Raw genomic sequence first — 15,749 nt, forward strand, 5'->3', positions numbered from 1 at the left:
AGCGTTCATCCACGACGAGCAGTGAGTCGGACGCCCGCGGCCGGTACCATCGGGGTGTTGCATACAACCGAGCCGCTCGTCGCCGTCGTCATCCCCGCCCTCAACGAGAAGGGGAAGATCGGCCGTGTCCTCGACAAGATGCCGCGCGATGGCCGCTTCGAGGCGATCGTCGTGGATGACGGTTCCACGGACGGGACCGGCGACGAAGCGAGAGAGCACGGTGCGGCGCTCGTCATCCGGCATGAGGTTCGCGGCGGTGTGGGGGCTGCCATCCGGGACGGCTTCCGCGCGGGCATCGGTCGCGAGCGGCCATACCTCGCCCTCCTCTCGGGCGACGATCAGCACGAACCGGCGGAGCTCGTCGGCGCGCTCGATCGCCTGCTCGCGTCGAACGCGGACTACGTCCAGGGATCGCGCTGGATCCGCGGCGGCCGGGTGGAGGGCGACAGTGGCGGGCGCGGCTTCGGCACCCGCGTCTACTCGGCCGTCTTCAGCGTCCTCGCCTTCCGGCGGATCACGGACGCCACGAACGGCTTCCGGATCTTCCGCTCATCGATCCTCGCCGATCCGGCGATCGACATCGGCCAGTCGTGGCTGGACAGCTACGATCTGGAGCCGTACGTCCTGTACAAGGCCATCCGGCGGGGCTATCGGGTCATCGAATACCCGTGCACCGTCGTCTATCACGCCAAGGAGGGCTACACGCACATGCGCGGTCTGCGCGACTGGTGGCGGCTGTTCCGCCCGGCGATCCTCCTCCGATTCGGGGTGAAGCGATGATGAACCCGGAGCGGTCCTTCGGCGGCCGGCGGATCCTCGTGACAGGCGGCGCAGGATTCGTCGGTGGCGCGGTCGCCCGCCGTCTCGTCGATGCCGGGGCGAAGGTGACCGTCCTCGACGATCTCTTCACCGGCCAGGCGGAGACGGTCCCGGCGGCGGCACAGTTCGTCCACGGCTCCGTGACGGACGTCGCGCTCGTCAACGAGCTCGTGGCGGCGAACTCGCTCGTCTTCCATCTCGCCGCCCGGAACATCATCGCCAGCACGAAGAACCCCCGGGACGACTTCGAGACGAACATCGGCGGAACGCTCAATGTCCTGCTCGCCGCCCGGGAATCGCGGGTGGAGCGCGTTGTGTACAGCTCGTCCACCTCCGTCTACGGCAACCCGCGGAGCATCCCCATCAACGAGGACGACCTCATCGTCCCGCTCAGCCCGTATGCCGTCAGCAAGCTCGGCGGCGAGAGCTACTGCCAGGCGTTCTACGAGAGCTACAGCCTCCCGATGGCCGTCGTCCGCTACTCGAACATCTTCGGGGTGGGTCAGCGGCCGGACAATCCGTATTGCGGTGTCGTCAGCAAGTTCCTCACGAACGCCTTCGCCGGCGAGCCGCTCTCCATCCACGGTGACGGGCTCCAGACCCGCGACTTCACCTACATCGACGATGCGGTGGAGGCGACCCTTCTCGCCGCCATCCATCCCCGCGCCGAGGGCGAGATCTTCAACGTCGGGACGGGCATCGAGACCTCCATCGTCGAGCTCGCCCGGATGATCGGCCTCGCGACCGGCCGCGAGGTCACGATCCAGACGATCGACCGCCGCGACATCGACAACATCCGCCGCCGGGTCGTCAACATCGAGAAGGCCCGCCGGATGCTCCACTGGGTCCCGCAGATCCGGATGCAGCGGGGTCTCGATCTCACCGCCGAGTGGTTCCAGGCCGCGGGGTTCGCGGCGAGCACGGACGGGGCGCCCCCTGCGGCCCAGTCGTAGAACCGGGTCCGCGCAGCGATGACGGGGCGAGCCGTGCGTGTGGGGCGCCACGTCGCGTCCCTTGGCCGGTGGACGGAGCCGCTCGATCGCCTGGCCCTGTACGTGTGCGTCGCCCTGGGGATCGGCTCAGGGATTGGCTATGCGACCGGATCCATCGTCGGTGGAATCGACGCCCACATGGTCTGGGACGCCTCGACCTCGTATCCGACCCATTGGATCGCGAATGCGTACGTCTACCCTCCGCCGCTGGCTCAGATCGTCGAACTCATCCATCCGATCGGCTACGGGCTCTTCGTGGCGTCACTCATGGTCACGCTGTTCTGCGCGCTCTGGTACTGCGCTCGTAAGTGGTCCCTGCTGTTCGTCGTCGGATGGCTCATCGCGTGGCGCTTCATCGTGGTCGCGCCGGGCGCGGTGGTCGATGCGGTCCTGCTCGGCAACGTCCAGGTGCTCGTCGCTGCCGCCCTGGTGGCCGGCTATCGATGGCCGGCGCTGTATTCGTTCGGCATCCTCACGAAGCTCGCTCCGGTCCTCGGCCTCGTGTGGTTTGCCGTACGCCGCGAGTGGCGCCAGCTGGCGATCGCGGTGACCGTGACGCTCATCGTCGGTCTCGCGTCGTTCCTGGTCGACCCGGGCGCATGGTGGCGATGGTTGGCATTCGCCGAGACCAACGCGTCCGTCTCCCCGCTTCCTCTCGTACCGGTGCCGTTCGCGATACGCCTCTTGATGAGTCTCGGTCTCATCATCTGGGGCGCTCGCACCGATCGATACTGGACGGTTCCGATCGGCGTCGGGTGGTCGCTCCCGGCCCTGTACGACTGGTGGTTCCTCTCGATCTGGATCGGAGCCATCGCCGCGCGCCAGGTCACCCGGCGCAACGTCGCGCACCAACGCCCAATCGCCATCCACGCGCAGGCGCCCGCGGGCTGAGCGAGCCCTATTGGCGGGTGCCCATCAATGGGACGGCGATCCGGATGGGGCCTCACGTCGACCGCCGGCCCGGCGCGTCGTCCACATGGCCAATGCCGCCCCCATTGTTGCGGCTATTGCTCGGGGTTCGGACCGAGAGCGCACCGAGCGGTAGCAGCGAGGCGAGCGTCGCCACGCCGACGAATGGGGAGCCAAGGATAGTCAGGATGACTGCCAGCTGAAATGCTCGGGCGTCGTTCCGATGCAGGAGGAGGATCGCGACAGCTCCGAGCGCCACAGCGGTCCAAGGCGGGATTCCGGTCAAGCCAGAAAGGCTCAGGGGAACGGGGACCGCCGGAGTCCGGAGCACGTCGACGTATGCCAAGGCGTTCGCCGCGCCGGCGCCGATGACCGTCACGACGAACAAGCCAGCGGAGGCTGCCATGAACCATCCGAGTGCCTGCCATCTCCGGGTCGCCAGAAGCCAGAAGACGAGGGTGGCGGGGATCAGCTTCACTGCGACCATGGTGGCCACGAGCACGCCGACTTCAGGACGGTCCCTCCAGCGCCACGAGGCTACCATCCCGGCGACCAGCAGGCACCCGACGTTGCCGGATGCGACCGTGATCCCCACGCCGACGCCGGCCAGTGCCACTACGAGCGGTGACCGTCGAGCAACGTGCGCGGTCGTGGCGAGCATCGCCCCTGCGTTCACGAGCCACCAGATCGCCGCTCCGAATGGCACGAGAACGATCGGACGCCACAGAACCGCGATGAGGGGTGGATACAGGAGAGGCGAATACCAAAACGGCGGGTTGATCGTGACGAGTCTGTCGCCAGGACCCAGTGAGTAGAGTGCATGTCCCGCGTTGAGCCTCTCGGCGGCCGCCTGGTAATTGATCTGGTCGTACCCGAGGAAGAGGCCGCAGGCGAGGATGACCCAGAAGCCGATCCACGCGAGAAGCGCGAGCCGCCATGGGAACCGCGGAAGCACTCCTCCCGAGCCGGAGCTTGGTCGCCAGGCCCGCGTCAACGGCGGCCGGGACCGAGCGGGAGTGGGCGGCTCGAAACCTGAGCAGGTCCGCGCCCCCTCGCTCGCAAGCCCTTCGCACCGCTCACGCGGTCCAGCGCCACGAACGCCGCCAGCAGCAGCGTGACGTTCGTCAGGTTGAAGATCGGCGAGGCGAAGACGCCCGTTGCGATCGCGACCGCCCAGGCCGCCCGGGGATGATGACGGAGCATCCAAACGGCGCCAATGCCCACGAGGGAGACGATCGGTGCGACAAGGGGCATGAGGTCGCGTGATGCCCCCAGCGCCGTGAGGACCCCGACGATGCTGCCCTGGATCCCGCCACCGCGGGCGACCGCGTCGGAGATCCGGAGGTAGTCGAGGTGGGCGGTCAGGCCCGCCCCGAGCATGCCGACGGCGAGGCTCGCGAGCCCAACGACGATCGCCGCCTGGGCGGCCCGCCAGCGTCGTTCGACGAGGAGCCACCAGGCGAGGAAGACCGGCGTGAGCTTGAGGACGGTGGTGAGCCCGATGATCGCGCCGGCGGTCCGACCGCGTCCGCGCTCGAGCGCGAACCACGTGCCGACCACCGCCATCGTGATGAAGGTGCTCACGTTGCCGGACCACGCGGTCTCGACGAGCGGCACGAGAAGGATGAGCACACCGAGCGAGGTGACGATCCCGCCGCGACGGATGAGCCAGAAGAGGAATCCCATGAAGGAGACGAGTCCGGTCGCCCACCACGCGGTGATGACCGGCTCGTATGGCAGGAAGGCCGCGATCGGCCGCCACAGGACCCCGATGAGGGGGGGATAGAGGTACGGCGACGGCAGGCCGAAGAGCAGGTCGAGCACGTGACGGTCGCCAGGTGCGTACGCGTACAGGGAATGCCCGGCGTTCAGTCGTTCGGCGGCCGCGTAGTAGTTCCCGGTGTCGAGGATCCAGCTCGCGGGAGGTCCATCCCACGGCCGGGCGTTCACGATGACCCAGCCCAATCCGACGATGAGGGCGATGACCGCCGTGAGCCGGAGCGTTCGTTCCGCACCGAGCGCGGCGAAGACGCGGATCCCCGGCAGGCGATGCCAGTCGCGGCGCGGCTCGCCATCCCCCGTCGCGCGGTGCTTCGTCGTGCTCGTGGGTGTCATCCGTTGCAGTCTACGGACGCCGGACGCCGATTCCCTGCCCCGAGAGTACCGCCCCGCCGCCGGACCCCGCGCTCAGACCCGGACGGACGTCCAGTACCGCTCGGCGAACGCACCGGAGAGCCCGCCGAGCTCTGCCACCCGCCGGCCGTGCCCGCGGACGGCATCCGCCATCGGCCGGACGCCGCCGAAGAGCCGGTCGAGCTGGCTCTCATAGAGGCGCACCCCGGTCACCTTGCGCTCGATCTGGTCCGTCGTGTCGGCGTATTCGGCCCACAGGGAGATGCCGGCCGGGATCTCCGCCCGCGCCTCCGGACCGAGGTCCTCCAGCCGAGTGAAGCCGTTCCACCAGGCGTACGGGAAGTCTTCGTAAAAGGTCACCGTCCCCGCCCATTCAGGGCCGGGCATGATCCAGCGTCGACCGTCCGCGAGCATGGACATCCCGACGCGCCGGAGGAGCTGGTGGTCCACGTGGTCGCCGATCCCGAGCGGGAAGTACACCTTCTGCGGCTCGAGCCGGGTGATCTCATTGCGGAGGGCGGCGATCGGAACGTCGTCGTCCTCGCGGGGCGCGCCGAGGAGCTCGAGGTCGCCCTCGTAGCCGCGGAAGACGGCATCCGGCAGGTCGAGGAGCACGAGGGATGCCTCCGCGAACAGGGCGTAGCGCTCATCCTCCAGGCGCCGGGTCGCCATGAGCTCACCGGCCGCCGCGGCGTCGAGGAGCTCGTCCGTCATGACCGCGCCCTGGTTCGGCTCGTCGTCCATGAGCGGCCGGCCGCCGAGCGCGACGTTGTGGATCTCCGCCCGGCGATACCACGACGAGCGCTGCCAGAACCGTTTCGCCGCCTGGTCCGCGTCCACCTGGGTCGCATCGAGCCGGTCCGTCGTCGCCTGCCATGGCGGGAGCGTGGTGTCCGGGTCCGGGTGGGCCGGGAAGTCGCTCCGGATGCTCGACCGATTGAACGCCTCCGTCGCAGGCCAGATCGCCTTTGAGCCGAAGCCGAGCGCCTCGCGCTGGTACGGCGTCAATGGGCTCGTCGTCCCGTCGCCGGAGAAGACGGTGAGGATCGCGACGTTCTGGCCGAGCTCGCGGAGGCTCGCGATGAGCCCACCGCAGGAGAGGGCGACGTCGTCCGGGTGGGGCGCGACGAAGACGTGGGTCATGGCCGGCCGAGTATACCGACGCGTCGGCTGCGCGTGACGGGGCGATGGCTCGCGGTCGAATTGACCCCGCGTCGCCGTGGTATAACTCCAGGTGAGCCAAGTCCAGTTGGGCCAAGTGGAGTTGACATAGATGGCACAGCCGGCGCCCGCCCGCCCGCCGCTACTGTTCGACCGGGAGAGCGAGTGGTCGGATCTCACGGGGTTCTTCGCCGGCCCGGACGACACGCCGCGCCTGGGACTCGTCTATGGCCGGCGTCGTCAGGGCAAGAGCTTCATGCTCGAGAACCTGACGGCCGCGACCGGCGGGTTCTACCACCAGGCGCTCGAGGAAGCGCGTCGTCCGGCCCTTGAGCGCATCGCGGCCGCGGCGGCAGCCTTCGCCGGTGCCCCCGCATGGGCGGGCGGTCGCTTCGACGACTGGGCCGCAGCATTTCGGGCGCTCGCCGACCTCGCGGGCGGGCGGCCGATGGTGATTGACGAGTTCCCCTACCTCCTTCGCGAGTCGCCGGAACTCCCGTCGGTCATCCAGGCTGCCTACGACGGCGCGCGGTCGGGGCGGCATCCGGCCTTCCGTCTCGTCCTCTGTGGATCCGCGCTCTCGGTGATGACCGGCCTTCTCACGGGGCAGCAGGCGCTGCGCGGTCGCGCCGTCCTCGACCTGGCCGTCGACAGCTTCGACTTCCGGCAGTCACGGAGCTACTGGGGCATCTCCGACCTGGAGGTGGCGCTGCTCGTCCACGCGGTCATCGGCGGTCCGCCGGGCTACCGCGATCTCCTCGATGGGGCCGTTCCGTCGTCGATCGCGGAGTTCGGGGAATGGCTTGCGGCGGGCGTGCTCAACCCATCGCATGCGCTGTTCCGGGAGGCCGAATACCTTCTGACGGAGGACCCGACTCTCGTCGATCGAGCGCTCTACCGGTCGATCATCGCGACGATCGCGGAGGGTGCTTCGACGCGTCGGGGCGTCGCCAGCCGGCTCGCGAAGCCCGACAGCGCTCTCGACTACCCGCTGAACCAGCTCGAGCGCGGTCAGTTCATCGTCCGGGATCAGGACCTCCTTCGACCGAATCGCCCGCTCCTGCGCGTCGCCGACCCCCTTCTTCGGTTCCACTTCGCCGTGCTGCGGCCGGAACTCGCCCGGCTCGAGGCTCGACTGACGAACGATGCATGGGCCGCGTCGGAAGCCCGCTTCGCATCACAGGTGCTCGGGCCCCATTTCGAGGCGCTCGCGAGGGCGTGGACGAGGCGTTACGCGTCCACCCGGACGCTCGGTGGGCGCGCGCGTCGGGTGGGGTTCGTGCAGGTGAACGACTCACTGGCAAAGCAGGCGTTCGAGATCGACGTGGTCGCGGACGCCGACACACGCGTGAGCGGGAAGCCGATGCTCCTCGCGATCGGCGAGGCCAAGGGCGGCGACGCCGTGCGGGCAATGGGCGATCTCGCCAGGCTCGGGCGTGCCAGGAGCCTCCTGGCCGGTCGGGCCGATGTGAGCCAGGCCCGGCTCCTTCTCTTCGGGCGATCTGGCTTCGCTCCCGATGTCATCGAGACGGCGCGGGGGCGCCGGGACGTCGAACTCATCGACCTCCAGCGACTCTACGAGGGCGATTGATCGCGCCGCCGCGATCTTCCGCCCGGCCCGGCGCGCCTCAGGACGGAGACGGCGAGGCGGAGGGCGTTTTCGACGGAGCCGCCGAGGGCGTGGCCGACGGGGCCGCCGACGGGGCGGTCGAGGGTGCCGCGGACGGGCCGAGGGTGGCCGTCGGGCTCGGGAACTTGAACGACGGGTTCGGCGTGGGCACCGGCGTCTCGCCCGGGGTCGCGCTCGGGACGGTGGACGGTCCCGTGCTGCTCGACGCGGACGGAACGGCGGATGCCGACGGGGCGGGAGTCGGCAGGGCCTTCGTGATGAGGCCGTGCGGTCCGCCGAGGACGCCGTACGCGAAGATCGCGACGAACGTCGCGACGACGCCGACGACGAAGAGCTTCGACGCCCGATCCTGCACGTGGACGGCCCGCTCCGAAACGGTGGGCCCGGTGGGCGCAGCACCGGCGGCGGTGACGGGCTGTCGCGCGGTGCCTGGGACCGGGGTCTGCTCGACCGCGGTCTGCTCGGCCTCGGCGGCCTCGGGTTCCGCGGCGTCGGTCTGCTCGGCCTCGGTCTGCTCGGCCTCGGGCTCGGTCGTCGTCGGGTCGAGCGGCGCCGTGGACGGCGCGTCGTGCTCGCGGTCGGTCATGTGGTCGACATCGCTCCTCTGGGATCGCGGACGAGGGTCGCGGGCCCTCCGCGCGGCCGCCAGTGTACCGAATCAGGCGTCGCGCACCGCCGGCACGAGCAAACCGGCGAGCCCGGCGAGCATCGTCGTCAACCCGAAGACCCCGAGGACGGGGGCCGGACCGAACTGCAGGGCGAGGATCCCGGCCACCGCCATGGCGATCGTCTGCGAGCCGAAGACGAGCGAAAACCGGAAACCCACGACTCGACCGATGAGGTCCGGCGGCGTCCGCTCCTGGAACAGCGTCTGGCTCGGGATGATGAAGATCATGTTCGCGACGCCCTGGCCCACCATGAGGCCGATCGCGATCGGCAGCTGCCCCGCGATCGCGAGGGCCGCGATCGAGATTCCCCAGGCCGTGTAGCCCACGATCACCATCCTACCCTTCGCGAGACGTGCCCCGATGAGCCCCACCGCGAAACCACCAATGAGGTTGCCGACGCCGATCGCCGTCTCGAGGAAGGCGTAGGCGGCCGTCGCCTCGATCGGACCGCGCTGGATCGCCTCCGCGGCGTAGACCGGGGTGATCGCGAGGAGAACCCCGAGCGTGAACTGGCCGGCCGCTCCCTGGAGCGTGTTCGCGAGAAGGACCGTCTCGTTGCGGAGGAAGCTCCAGCCTTCACGGAACTCGGCGAAGAACCCCGCCTTCGGTGCCGCGGCGAGATCCGTCCCGCCCGTGCTCCGACGCATCGCCGGCACGGCCATCGTCGCGATGAGAAGCGCCGAGGCGACGTACGTCCCGGCATCGATCCAGAACGCGAGCGGGAGCGCCGATCCGAGGAACGCGACGAAGAGTCCGGCGAGCGGGTAGCCAACGATGTCCGCCATCGTGTCGCCGAGCCACGTCGCCGAGTTCGCCGTGAGGAGCTCGTCCTGCTGCACGATGCGGGGGATGATCGCCGTCCGTGCCGGTCGGAAGAAGAGCGACACGGACGTCACGAGGAAGACGAGCGGGTAGGCGAGCCAGACGTTCGTCACCGCGGCGATCGGGATGAGCAGGACGATCGAGCCGCGGAGCAGATCGCTGACGACCATGATCTCCTGGTGGTCCCAGCGGTCCACGAATGTACCCGCGATCGGCCCGAGGATCAGGTTCGGCAGCGAGGCGGAGAGGAACACGAGCGCAACCGCGAGTGGCGAGTCCGTGGCTCGAAAGACGAGGAACGCAAGGGCGATCTGGTGGACCCGGTCTCCGAACAGGCTGATGAGCTGACCCACCCAGAGCGCCGAGAACGAGCCGTTGAGGGCGAGCCGGATGTACGGGTGCCGGGGGCGGCGGACGGCGATGCCGGGAGCGGCGATCCAGGGACCGGTCACCGCGGCGGCGGCGGCGGTGGTGGCGGTGGCGGCGCGAGGCGTGGCGGTCCGTGCCGGCCGTCGTTCCGCGCCGGGCAGTAGGGCGAGCGCCGGCGAGGAAAGACCGGCCCCCGCGCTTCCGAAGACGAGCGGGCGTTCGAGCATCGACGCCTCGGCGAGGCCGGCGGCGAGTCCCGTCTCGGCGCGGATGCCCTGACCTCGGATCGCCGCGTCCACCGTCCGCGGGATGCGGGCCGTCCCGGCGAGACCGGTGAGCGGACCGGGCGCCCTGGCCGGTGCGCCGCCCAGATCGTCGAGCGACGAACGCATGACACTAGCGAACGCGAAGAACGCGAGCCCACCGGCCAGGAACAGGTCGCCGACGGAGGCGACGTTCTGGATGATCGGGAGTGGGATCGGGATGACGTCCCCGAGGGGACCGCCATGGAGGAGGAACGACGCGTCGAGCGGGGTGGACAGGATCGCGTGGAACCCCGACTGCACGTCGGCCACCGTGAAGCCGGCGGCGGCGAGGCTCGGCGCCCAGACGGGCATGTAGCCGTTGTTGAGGATGATCGGGACGAGGTTCATCCCGATGCCGACGAACGCGATGACGAAACCCGGCTCGCGCCGGTTCGCCCAGCAGCCGAGGAGGAGGAGGCCGAACGCGAGGGTGAAGAGCGGCAGCCGGAACGTCGCGAACGCTCCGATGCTCGCGTGGAGCCCCGCCTCCGTCCCGAATCGCACGATCGCGCCGAGGACGAGGACCGCGAGCCAGCGAAGCCGTCGAGTGTTGGCGACGAGGTCGCCCAGGTTGCCGCCGAGCAGGAACCCGGCGAGGAGGCCGAGGGCGACGCTCCCGAGCAGCACCCGCTAGTTGATGTCGGAGACTCGGCCCGCCGAGTGTGGGGCGCTCGCGTCCGGTCGAGCCGACGCCTGCGCCATGCGACCGGCCGCCTGGGCGAGGAGCGGGATCGGCCGCGGCTCGACCGTCCGACCCGGATCGACGATGCCATCGACCCATGGCGTGCGGACGAACGCATCCACGACGACCGGATCGAACTGCACCCCGGCGAACCGCCGCAGCTCCGAGAGCGCCTGCTCTGCCGTCAGCGGGGTCATGCGATACGGGCGCTTGGCCGTCATCGCCTCGAACGCATCCGCGACGTGGAGCACCCGTGCCAGCTTCGGGATCTCGTCGCCGATGAGGCGGTCCGGATAGCCCGAGCCGTTGTACCACTCGTGGTGGTGCCGGATGATCGGCAACTCCGGCGCCAGGCGCAGGACGGGCGAGATGATCTGCGCCCCGAGCTCCGGGTGGGCGTTCATCTTCATCCGCTCATCGCGCGTGAGCTTCTCCTGCTTGAGGAGGATCTCGTCACGCACCCCGATCTTGCCGATGTCGTGGAGGAGGCCGCCCCACTCGAGTGCCTCCATCTCCGCCTCGTTGCATTTCATCGTCCGTCCGATGTCGGTCGCGATGAGCATCACCCGCTGGGAATGGTTCGCCGTGAATGGATCGCGCTTGTCCACGGCATTGGCCAGGCTCTGGATGGTCTGCGTGAACATCTCCCGCATCTCCACGAACCGGTGATAGGCGACGCGCGTGGTGTACAAGGGGAGCGCGAATAGGAGGGTGGCCCACCACACGACGAGGTAAACCTGCGCCATGAGCCACGCCAGCGGGGCGAGGGCCAGAGCGCTGAGTGTGATTCCTCGGAAGTCGCCGATGAAGATGTCACGTGGACTCTTGCCCGTGCGCAAGGCAACCAATGAGGAGGCAAGCGTGACATTTCCGACAAAGTAGACGCCGGCGCCCACGAGCATGCTCACGAAGTCGAGACCGAGATCGTGGGAGCCACCGAGAATAGCCACACGGACAATCCCGCCGAGAATCGCGGGCAGGACAATTCCGGCGTGGTTCGCCAAGGTTCCGTACCAGGGTATCTGCCCGCGGAGTTCGCGCATCTCCGTAGTGCCAATCGCGGCAACCCACCCGGCCACGACTGGTCCACCAAGAACCATCGCCCCCAAGATCGGGGCGGTCGACACACCGAGCTGGGTGCCCTGAGGCAATTGGACGGGCGATGCCGACGCCAAAATCGTCATCACGGCCCAGAAACCGATACCAGTGATCAGCTCAGTTGTCGAAGGCGGGAGGCCGTCAGGCGATCCGATCCTGAGAGCGACCCCAGCGCCGACAGGGAAAATCAGAGTCGTGGCTACCAGCGCCCCCGCGCTAATGACCACGACTCCGACAAGATAGAACTTCAGCGACTTAGACACCGGCTCCTCGAAACTGATTGCGCACAGACTTTACGCCCTGCGAACCAGAATCTGGAATGGTCCTCTAGTCCTAGAAGCCCTTGAGTGACGCTCCGCCAGCAATCGCCGTAAGGGCGATCGCTCCGAGCGTCGCTGTCAGCCTAACGATGAAGGCTTTCATCGACGCATGCCCTCTTTGGTTACCAGCCCTTGGCTGCAGACTCTGCGTTCACGCTCGTTCCTCCTCGCGGCCTCCGTGCCATAGCGACACGAAAACCGACCTGACTTGTGGGTCGGTCGGTTGCACTACTCGCTCCGCTCCACCCTAAGTGCCCATTTCAGGTGGTGCATCGGCGCGTCCGAGCGTCTTGACATTCCCTCCTAGTACTTCAGTACCAGGAAGTGGCCGGACTATAGGGACCCTGAACTGCCCCGGTCAATACGTCAGGTTACCTATCCACACCTAGGTGAGAGGAATTCACGCGCCATCCTCTTCGTTGAATGAGACGTAGTGAGAGTGCTGCTCGGAGGCCGCCGCGTGGGATCCCGCGGTCCGATAGATCCTCAGCAGGACGCCTTCGATCGGCTCGGCGTCCGGATCCACGGCAAGGGCTCGCCTGGCGATGACAGCAGCCCGATCGAAGTGGCCAGCTTCTGTATCGGCTCGAATCGCTTGCTCTACCACGTCGAGATAGGCCGCGTGGAGCGTCTGTCGAAATGGTGCTGACCAATCCTCGTATTCAAAGTCCATCGCAAACTGATCGACGTACGCGAGGCTCAACCGATCGACGACTTCTGGGCTCAGGCCCGACCGTGCTTCCTCGATGAGAGCGAGGCACGCCGCACTCTGGCTGGTCACGAGGGTCCGATCTAGCCGAACGATCTCACCGTCGTGGTACACGTAGTTGGGTGACTCGTCTTCCTTGTAACGGGGATCAAAGACGCGGCGGAGGAAGTAGACGGTCTGATTGAGTGAGTTCACTGCGATGGAGGGATCGAGACTAGGCCAAAGAGCCTCGAGGACCTGGTCGCGAGTCGACGCGAAGCCGGACTTGGTCAGCAGAAAGCAGACCAGGGAGAGAACCTTTCGACGAACGCTCGGGCTGTCAATCTCCCGGTCGTGGACGCGTATCACCACGCGCCCGAGATCGCTTATCCGTGCCTGCGGTGCGAGCCGTTGGGCGAGGCCTCGACCCAAGGACGATCCGCCACGGTGGGCTTTGGAGTATCGCCGCAGGGGCCGGACGTCGCGGGCATCCCCAACGACATCCAACAGCGCGGCAGCGCCGCGAGCCGCCGGCTCCTCAGTCTCCAAAGCCCGACGGAGTGCCGGTCGCCACCGCTCGGGTCGAAATGCTGCTTCTGATTGAACGCGCTCTGCAGCGAGGACCGACAAGTCGTCAAGTCGCCTGACGACCGCCTCAGCACAGATGGAGAGGTACGCAGATTCACCCGGTCGCAGGCGCTCGACCCAACCATTCAGCGCTGCTGGATCGAACTCGAAACACGCCGACAGGATCTCGGCGCACTTGAGCCAATGGATGGCATGCTGTGCTTGGAGTATCTGTCGCCCCGAGACCAAATGAGTTGAAGGATCTCGGCCGGCCTTGGCTTCCAGGCGCGCGAGCGCGAGATGCCAGCGCCCCACGTAGGCTGAGATGCCACGTCGACGTGCCGGATCGACGTTCAGCAGAGCCGCAGTCGTCCACGCCACCTCCTCCGGCGAATCCGCTATCACGGCCCAAACGAGGTGTGCGTAGTCGTCTTCCTGTGAAGCGCCCTTCGGGAGCCTTTCGATCTCCTGAAGCAATGCGCGCGCGTGGACCGGACTTCCGTACAGGGCTTCGAGTTCGGCGCACTCGATCGCGACCATCCGTTGATCCGGACCCCCCGAGGAGATGGCAGTCTGGAGTTCCGCCATACCCTCCTCCGTTCGGCCGAGGTGATGCAAGGCCCACGCGCGCACGGCGTGGACTGATGGGATCTCCGACCCCGAGGATGTACTGGCGAGCAGCCTCAGAGCGTGGTCGGCATGCTCGAGCGCCTCCTCCGCAGAACCTCGAGCCTGCAGGTTGCAGGCGAGGTTCAGATGAGAGATGCCTTCGTAGTGAGCATGGCCGCGGCGATGTTGTTCGACGAGCGCCCTCTCGAGTAGGCCGGCGGACGTGACGAGGCTGCCATCGACCGATTCCGCGCTTACGACAAGGATGCCATTCGCGATGTCATCGAGTTCCGGAGCAGGCGTCAGCCGCAAGAGGTCTGAAGCGTGCAGCACTGCTGACTCAATTTCCCCAAGCGAATACAGAACGCTCGAGAGGTTCGCGAGGGCGAAGTGCGAGATCGGGTTGCCGAGGTCGGGCGGGAAGGCGTCGACAGCGGATTCGGCACGAGCGAGGGCGCGATCGAAGTCGCCGTTGTAGAGGTCGCGGCGTGAGAGGAAGAGGCCGAAGGTCGGATCGGCGCCGAGTTCAGGGTAACGATCCACGTACGACTCGGCCAGGGCGAAGCCGCCGCCGCCCATGATGTCGCCGATCGCCGCGACGAGGACTCGATGGAGGTCCTCGAGATCGCCGGCCGCGGCGAAATGGTGCGCCGCGAGCTTCCAGTCGCTGCGCTCGCCGTGGCGCGCGACACTCCGGTGGAGCGCTGCGATGCCCTCCGCTCCGATCTCGCGACGAAGGCGCTCCTCGAGGAATTCCCGGACCAGCGGGTGATAGCGCGCCGGGAGGGAATCTTCAGCCCGGGGAAGCAGCCCGACGCGAGCCGCCTCGTCGATCGCCGTCGAGGCGATCTCCGGGACGACGCTTGCCGCATGCGCCGCGGTCGGGATGGCAAGGTCCGTCAGGATCGCTGTCCGCATGAGGAACGACTGCATCGCCGGGTCCAGGTCGCCCACGATCTCCTCGGCGAGATAGTCGTGCAGCGAGCCACGGGCTCCGCTCAGGGCCCGGATGAACGCGCGGGTCTCCGCCATCGATCGTTCCCGGAGTGCCGCCTGGACGAGCCGGAGGGAGGCGGCCCATCCCTGTGTCCGGGCGTCGAGGTCAGAGAGGACATCGGCGTCGAGCGGTCGCCCATACGTCTCGCGGAACAGGCGCTCGGTCTCGGCCGGCTCGAATCGGAGATCCTCCCGGGTCAGCTCGACGACCTCCCCCAGCGTGCGCAACCGGGCGGTCGGCAGGCTCGGCTGATGCCGGCTGGCGATGACGACGGCGAGTCGCTCCGGCGCGCGCGTCACGATCTCGCGGACGATCGCCTGGATGTCCGCGACCGATTCGACGGCGTGGTAATCGTCGAGGATGAGCGCCGACCCGTGGTCCGCGAGCCGGGCCAGCTCGCGGATGAACGTGGCCACGATCGTCATCATCGGTGCGCCGCCCGTCCCAAGCTCGCCGAGGAGGGACCACGTGGACGGCGCGAATCCGGGATCCGTGACGCGACCCGCGGCAACGAGGTGGTTGAGGAAGGTCACCCAGTCGCGATCCGTCTCGTCGAGCCGGTACCAGAGCGTCCGGATCCGGGTGCGGCGAGAGAAGTCTGCGAGGAGCGTCGTCTTGCCATAACCCGCCTCCGCCGTGACGAGGACGAGCCGATGGTGGATCTTCGCGTCGAGCCAATCGAGGAGCCGGTCGCGGGTCAGGGTCTCGTCCCGCAGGGCCGGGCTCCGAACCTTGGACAGGTCGATGGGGAAGCTGTTCACGTCGCTGTTCCCCGGGACGTGGATCGGCGCCGCGCTCGCCGGACGACCCGGACCGACCGCGATCGGTGGGCGTGCCGTGGCCCTGGGCTGGACTGCGGCGGTCGCGGGGTCGGGCGCGGCGAACGATACGGACCGGCCGACGCGGCTGTCAACGCTGGAGACCACGGGGCGACGATCTCGGAGCACCATGCGGCGCATCGTGGCGCCGCATGCTCACCT

11 protein-coding genes and 1 riboswitch are annotated in these 15,749 nt (G+C 68.1%); of the genes, 4 read left to right on the forward strand and 7 right to left on the reverse strand.

Annotated elements, in window-relative coordinates:
* Positions 1 to 57 precede the first annotated feature (57 nt).
* Genes IVW53_09555 through IVW53_09565 form a run of 3 tightly spaced genes read left to right on the forward strand, consistent with a single transcriptional unit; the run spans position 58 to position 2,702 of the window.
* Positions 58 to 780: a glycosyltransferase family 2 protein gene (locus tag IVW53_09555; protein ID MBF6605811.1), complete on the forward strand. Its 723-nt coding sequence runs from the start codon at positions 58 to 60 to the stop codon at positions 778 to 780.
* Positions 777 to 1,772 (forward strand): NAD-dependent epimerase/dehydratase family protein, encoded by a 996-nt coding sequence (locus tag IVW53_09560; protein MBF6605812.1) that lies wholly within the window; start codon positions 777 to 779, stop codon positions 1,770 to 1,772. The genes IVW53_09555 and IVW53_09560 overlap by 4 nt, the downstream gene beginning before the upstream one ends.
* Before the next feature lie 18 nt (positions 1,773 to 1,790).
* Positions 1,791 to 2,702: a DUF2029 domain-containing protein gene (locus IVW53_09565; GenBank protein MBF6605813.1), complete on the forward strand. Its 912-nt coding sequence runs from the start codon at positions 1,791 to 1,793 to the stop codon at positions 2,700 to 2,702.
* 52 nt (positions 2,703 to 2,754) lie between these two features.
* Here IVW53_09565 and IVW53_09570 read toward each other — a convergent pair whose 3' ends face one another.
* The 3 genes from IVW53_09570 to IVW53_09580 all read right to left on the reverse strand — a co-directional run bounded on the left by IVW53_09570 (position 2,755) and on the right by IVW53_09580 (position 5,996).
* Complete coding sequence (locus IVW53_09570) at positions 2,755 to 3,675, reverse strand: DUF2029 domain-containing protein (protein MBF6605814.1); 921 nt, start codon at positions 3,673 to 3,675, stop codon at positions 2,755 to 2,757.
* 35 nt (positions 3,676 to 3,710) lie between these two features.
* The gene (locus IVW53_09575) at positions 3,711 to 4,835 is read right to left on the reverse strand and encodes a DUF2029 domain-containing protein (protein ID MBF6605815.1); all 1,125 of its coding nucleotides are present in this window, start codon (positions 4,833 to 4,835) and stop codon (positions 3,711 to 3,713) included.
* 72 nt (positions 4,836 to 4,907) lie between these two features.
* Positions 4,908 to 5,996: a PIG-L family deacetylase gene (locus IVW53_09580; protein ID MBF6605816.1), complete on the reverse strand. Its 1,089-nt coding sequence runs from the start codon at positions 5,994 to 5,996 to the stop codon at positions 4,908 to 4,910.
* Positions 5,997 to 6,126: 130 nt separating this feature from the next.
* Here IVW53_09580 and IVW53_09585 point away from each other — a divergent pair, with 130 nt between their 5' ends.
* Complete coding sequence (locus tag IVW53_09585; GenBank protein ID MBF6605817.1) at positions 6,127 to 7,605, forward strand: ATP-binding protein; 1,479 nt, start codon at positions 6,127 to 6,129, stop codon at positions 7,603 to 7,605.
* Positions 7,606 to 7,642: 37 nt separating this feature from the next.
* Here the strand turns inward: IVW53_09585 and IVW53_09590 are convergent, their stop codons facing one another.
* The 4 genes from IVW53_09590 to IVW53_09605 all read right to left on the reverse strand — a co-directional run bounded on the left by IVW53_09590 (position 7,643) and on the right by IVW53_09605 (position 15,695).
* The gene (locus tag IVW53_09590; GenBank protein ID MBF6605818.1) at positions 7,643 to 8,230 is read right to left on the reverse strand and encodes a hypothetical protein; all 588 of its coding nucleotides are present in this window, start codon (positions 8,228 to 8,230) and stop codon (positions 7,643 to 7,645) included.
* 72 nt (positions 8,231 to 8,302) lie between these two features.
* Positions 8,303 to 10,435, reverse strand: coding sequence for an MFS transporter (locus tag IVW53_09595; protein MBF6605819.1), 2,133 nt, complete (start codon positions 10,433 to 10,435; stop codon positions 8,303 to 8,305).
* A 3-nt stretch (positions 10,436 to 10,438) separates the two neighbouring features.
* Positions 10,439 to 11,494 (reverse strand): HD-GYP domain-containing protein, encoded by a 1,056-nt coding sequence (locus IVW53_09600; protein ID MBF6605820.1) that lies wholly within the window; start codon positions 11,492 to 11,494, stop codon positions 10,439 to 10,441.
* Between the two features lie 622 nt (positions 11,495 to 12,116).
* Positions 12,117 to 12,200: riboswitch (cyclic di-GMP riboswitch) on the reverse strand.
* Positions 12,201 to 12,308: 108 nt separating this feature from the next.
* Positions 12,309 to 15,695 carry a hypothetical protein gene (locus tag IVW53_09605; protein MBF6605821.1) on the reverse strand — a complete coding sequence of 1,129 codons (3,387 nt, stop codon included), beginning with the start codon at positions 15,693 to 15,695 and terminating at the stop codon, positions 12,309 to 12,311.
* Positions 15,696 to 15,749 lie beyond the last annotated feature (54 nt).

It is taken from the genome of Chloroflexota bacterium (assembly GCA_015478725.1).
Classification (GTDB): Bacteria; Chloroflexota; Limnocylindria; order Limnocylindrales; family CSP1-4; genus C-114.

Excerpts from the sequence above, each read along its gene's own strand:
- IVW53_09580 (MBF6605816.1), bottom strand. The coding sequence starts at position 5,996 with ATGACCCACGTCTTCGTCGCGCCCCACCCGGACGACGTCGCCCTCTCC.
- IVW53_09560 (MBF6605812.1), top strand. The coding sequence starts at position 777 with ATGATGAACCCGGAGCGGTCCTTCGGCGGCCGGCGGATCCTCGTGACA.
- IVW53_09575 (MBF6605815.1), bottom strand. The coding sequence starts at position 4,835 with ATGACACCCACGAGCACGACGAAGCACCGCGCGACGGGGGATGGCGAG.
- IVW53_09585 (MBF6605817.1), top strand. The coding sequence starts at position 6,127 with ATGGCACAGCCGGCGCCCGCCCGCCCGCCGCTACTGTTCGACCGGGAG.
- IVW53_09590 (MBF6605818.1), bottom strand. The coding sequence starts at position 8,230 with ATGACCGACCGCGAGCACGACGCGCCGTCCACGGCGCCGCTCGACCCG.
- IVW53_09565 (MBF6605813.1), top strand. The coding sequence starts at position 1,791 with ATGACGGGGCGAGCCGTGCGTGTGGGGCGCCACGTCGCGTCCCTTGGC.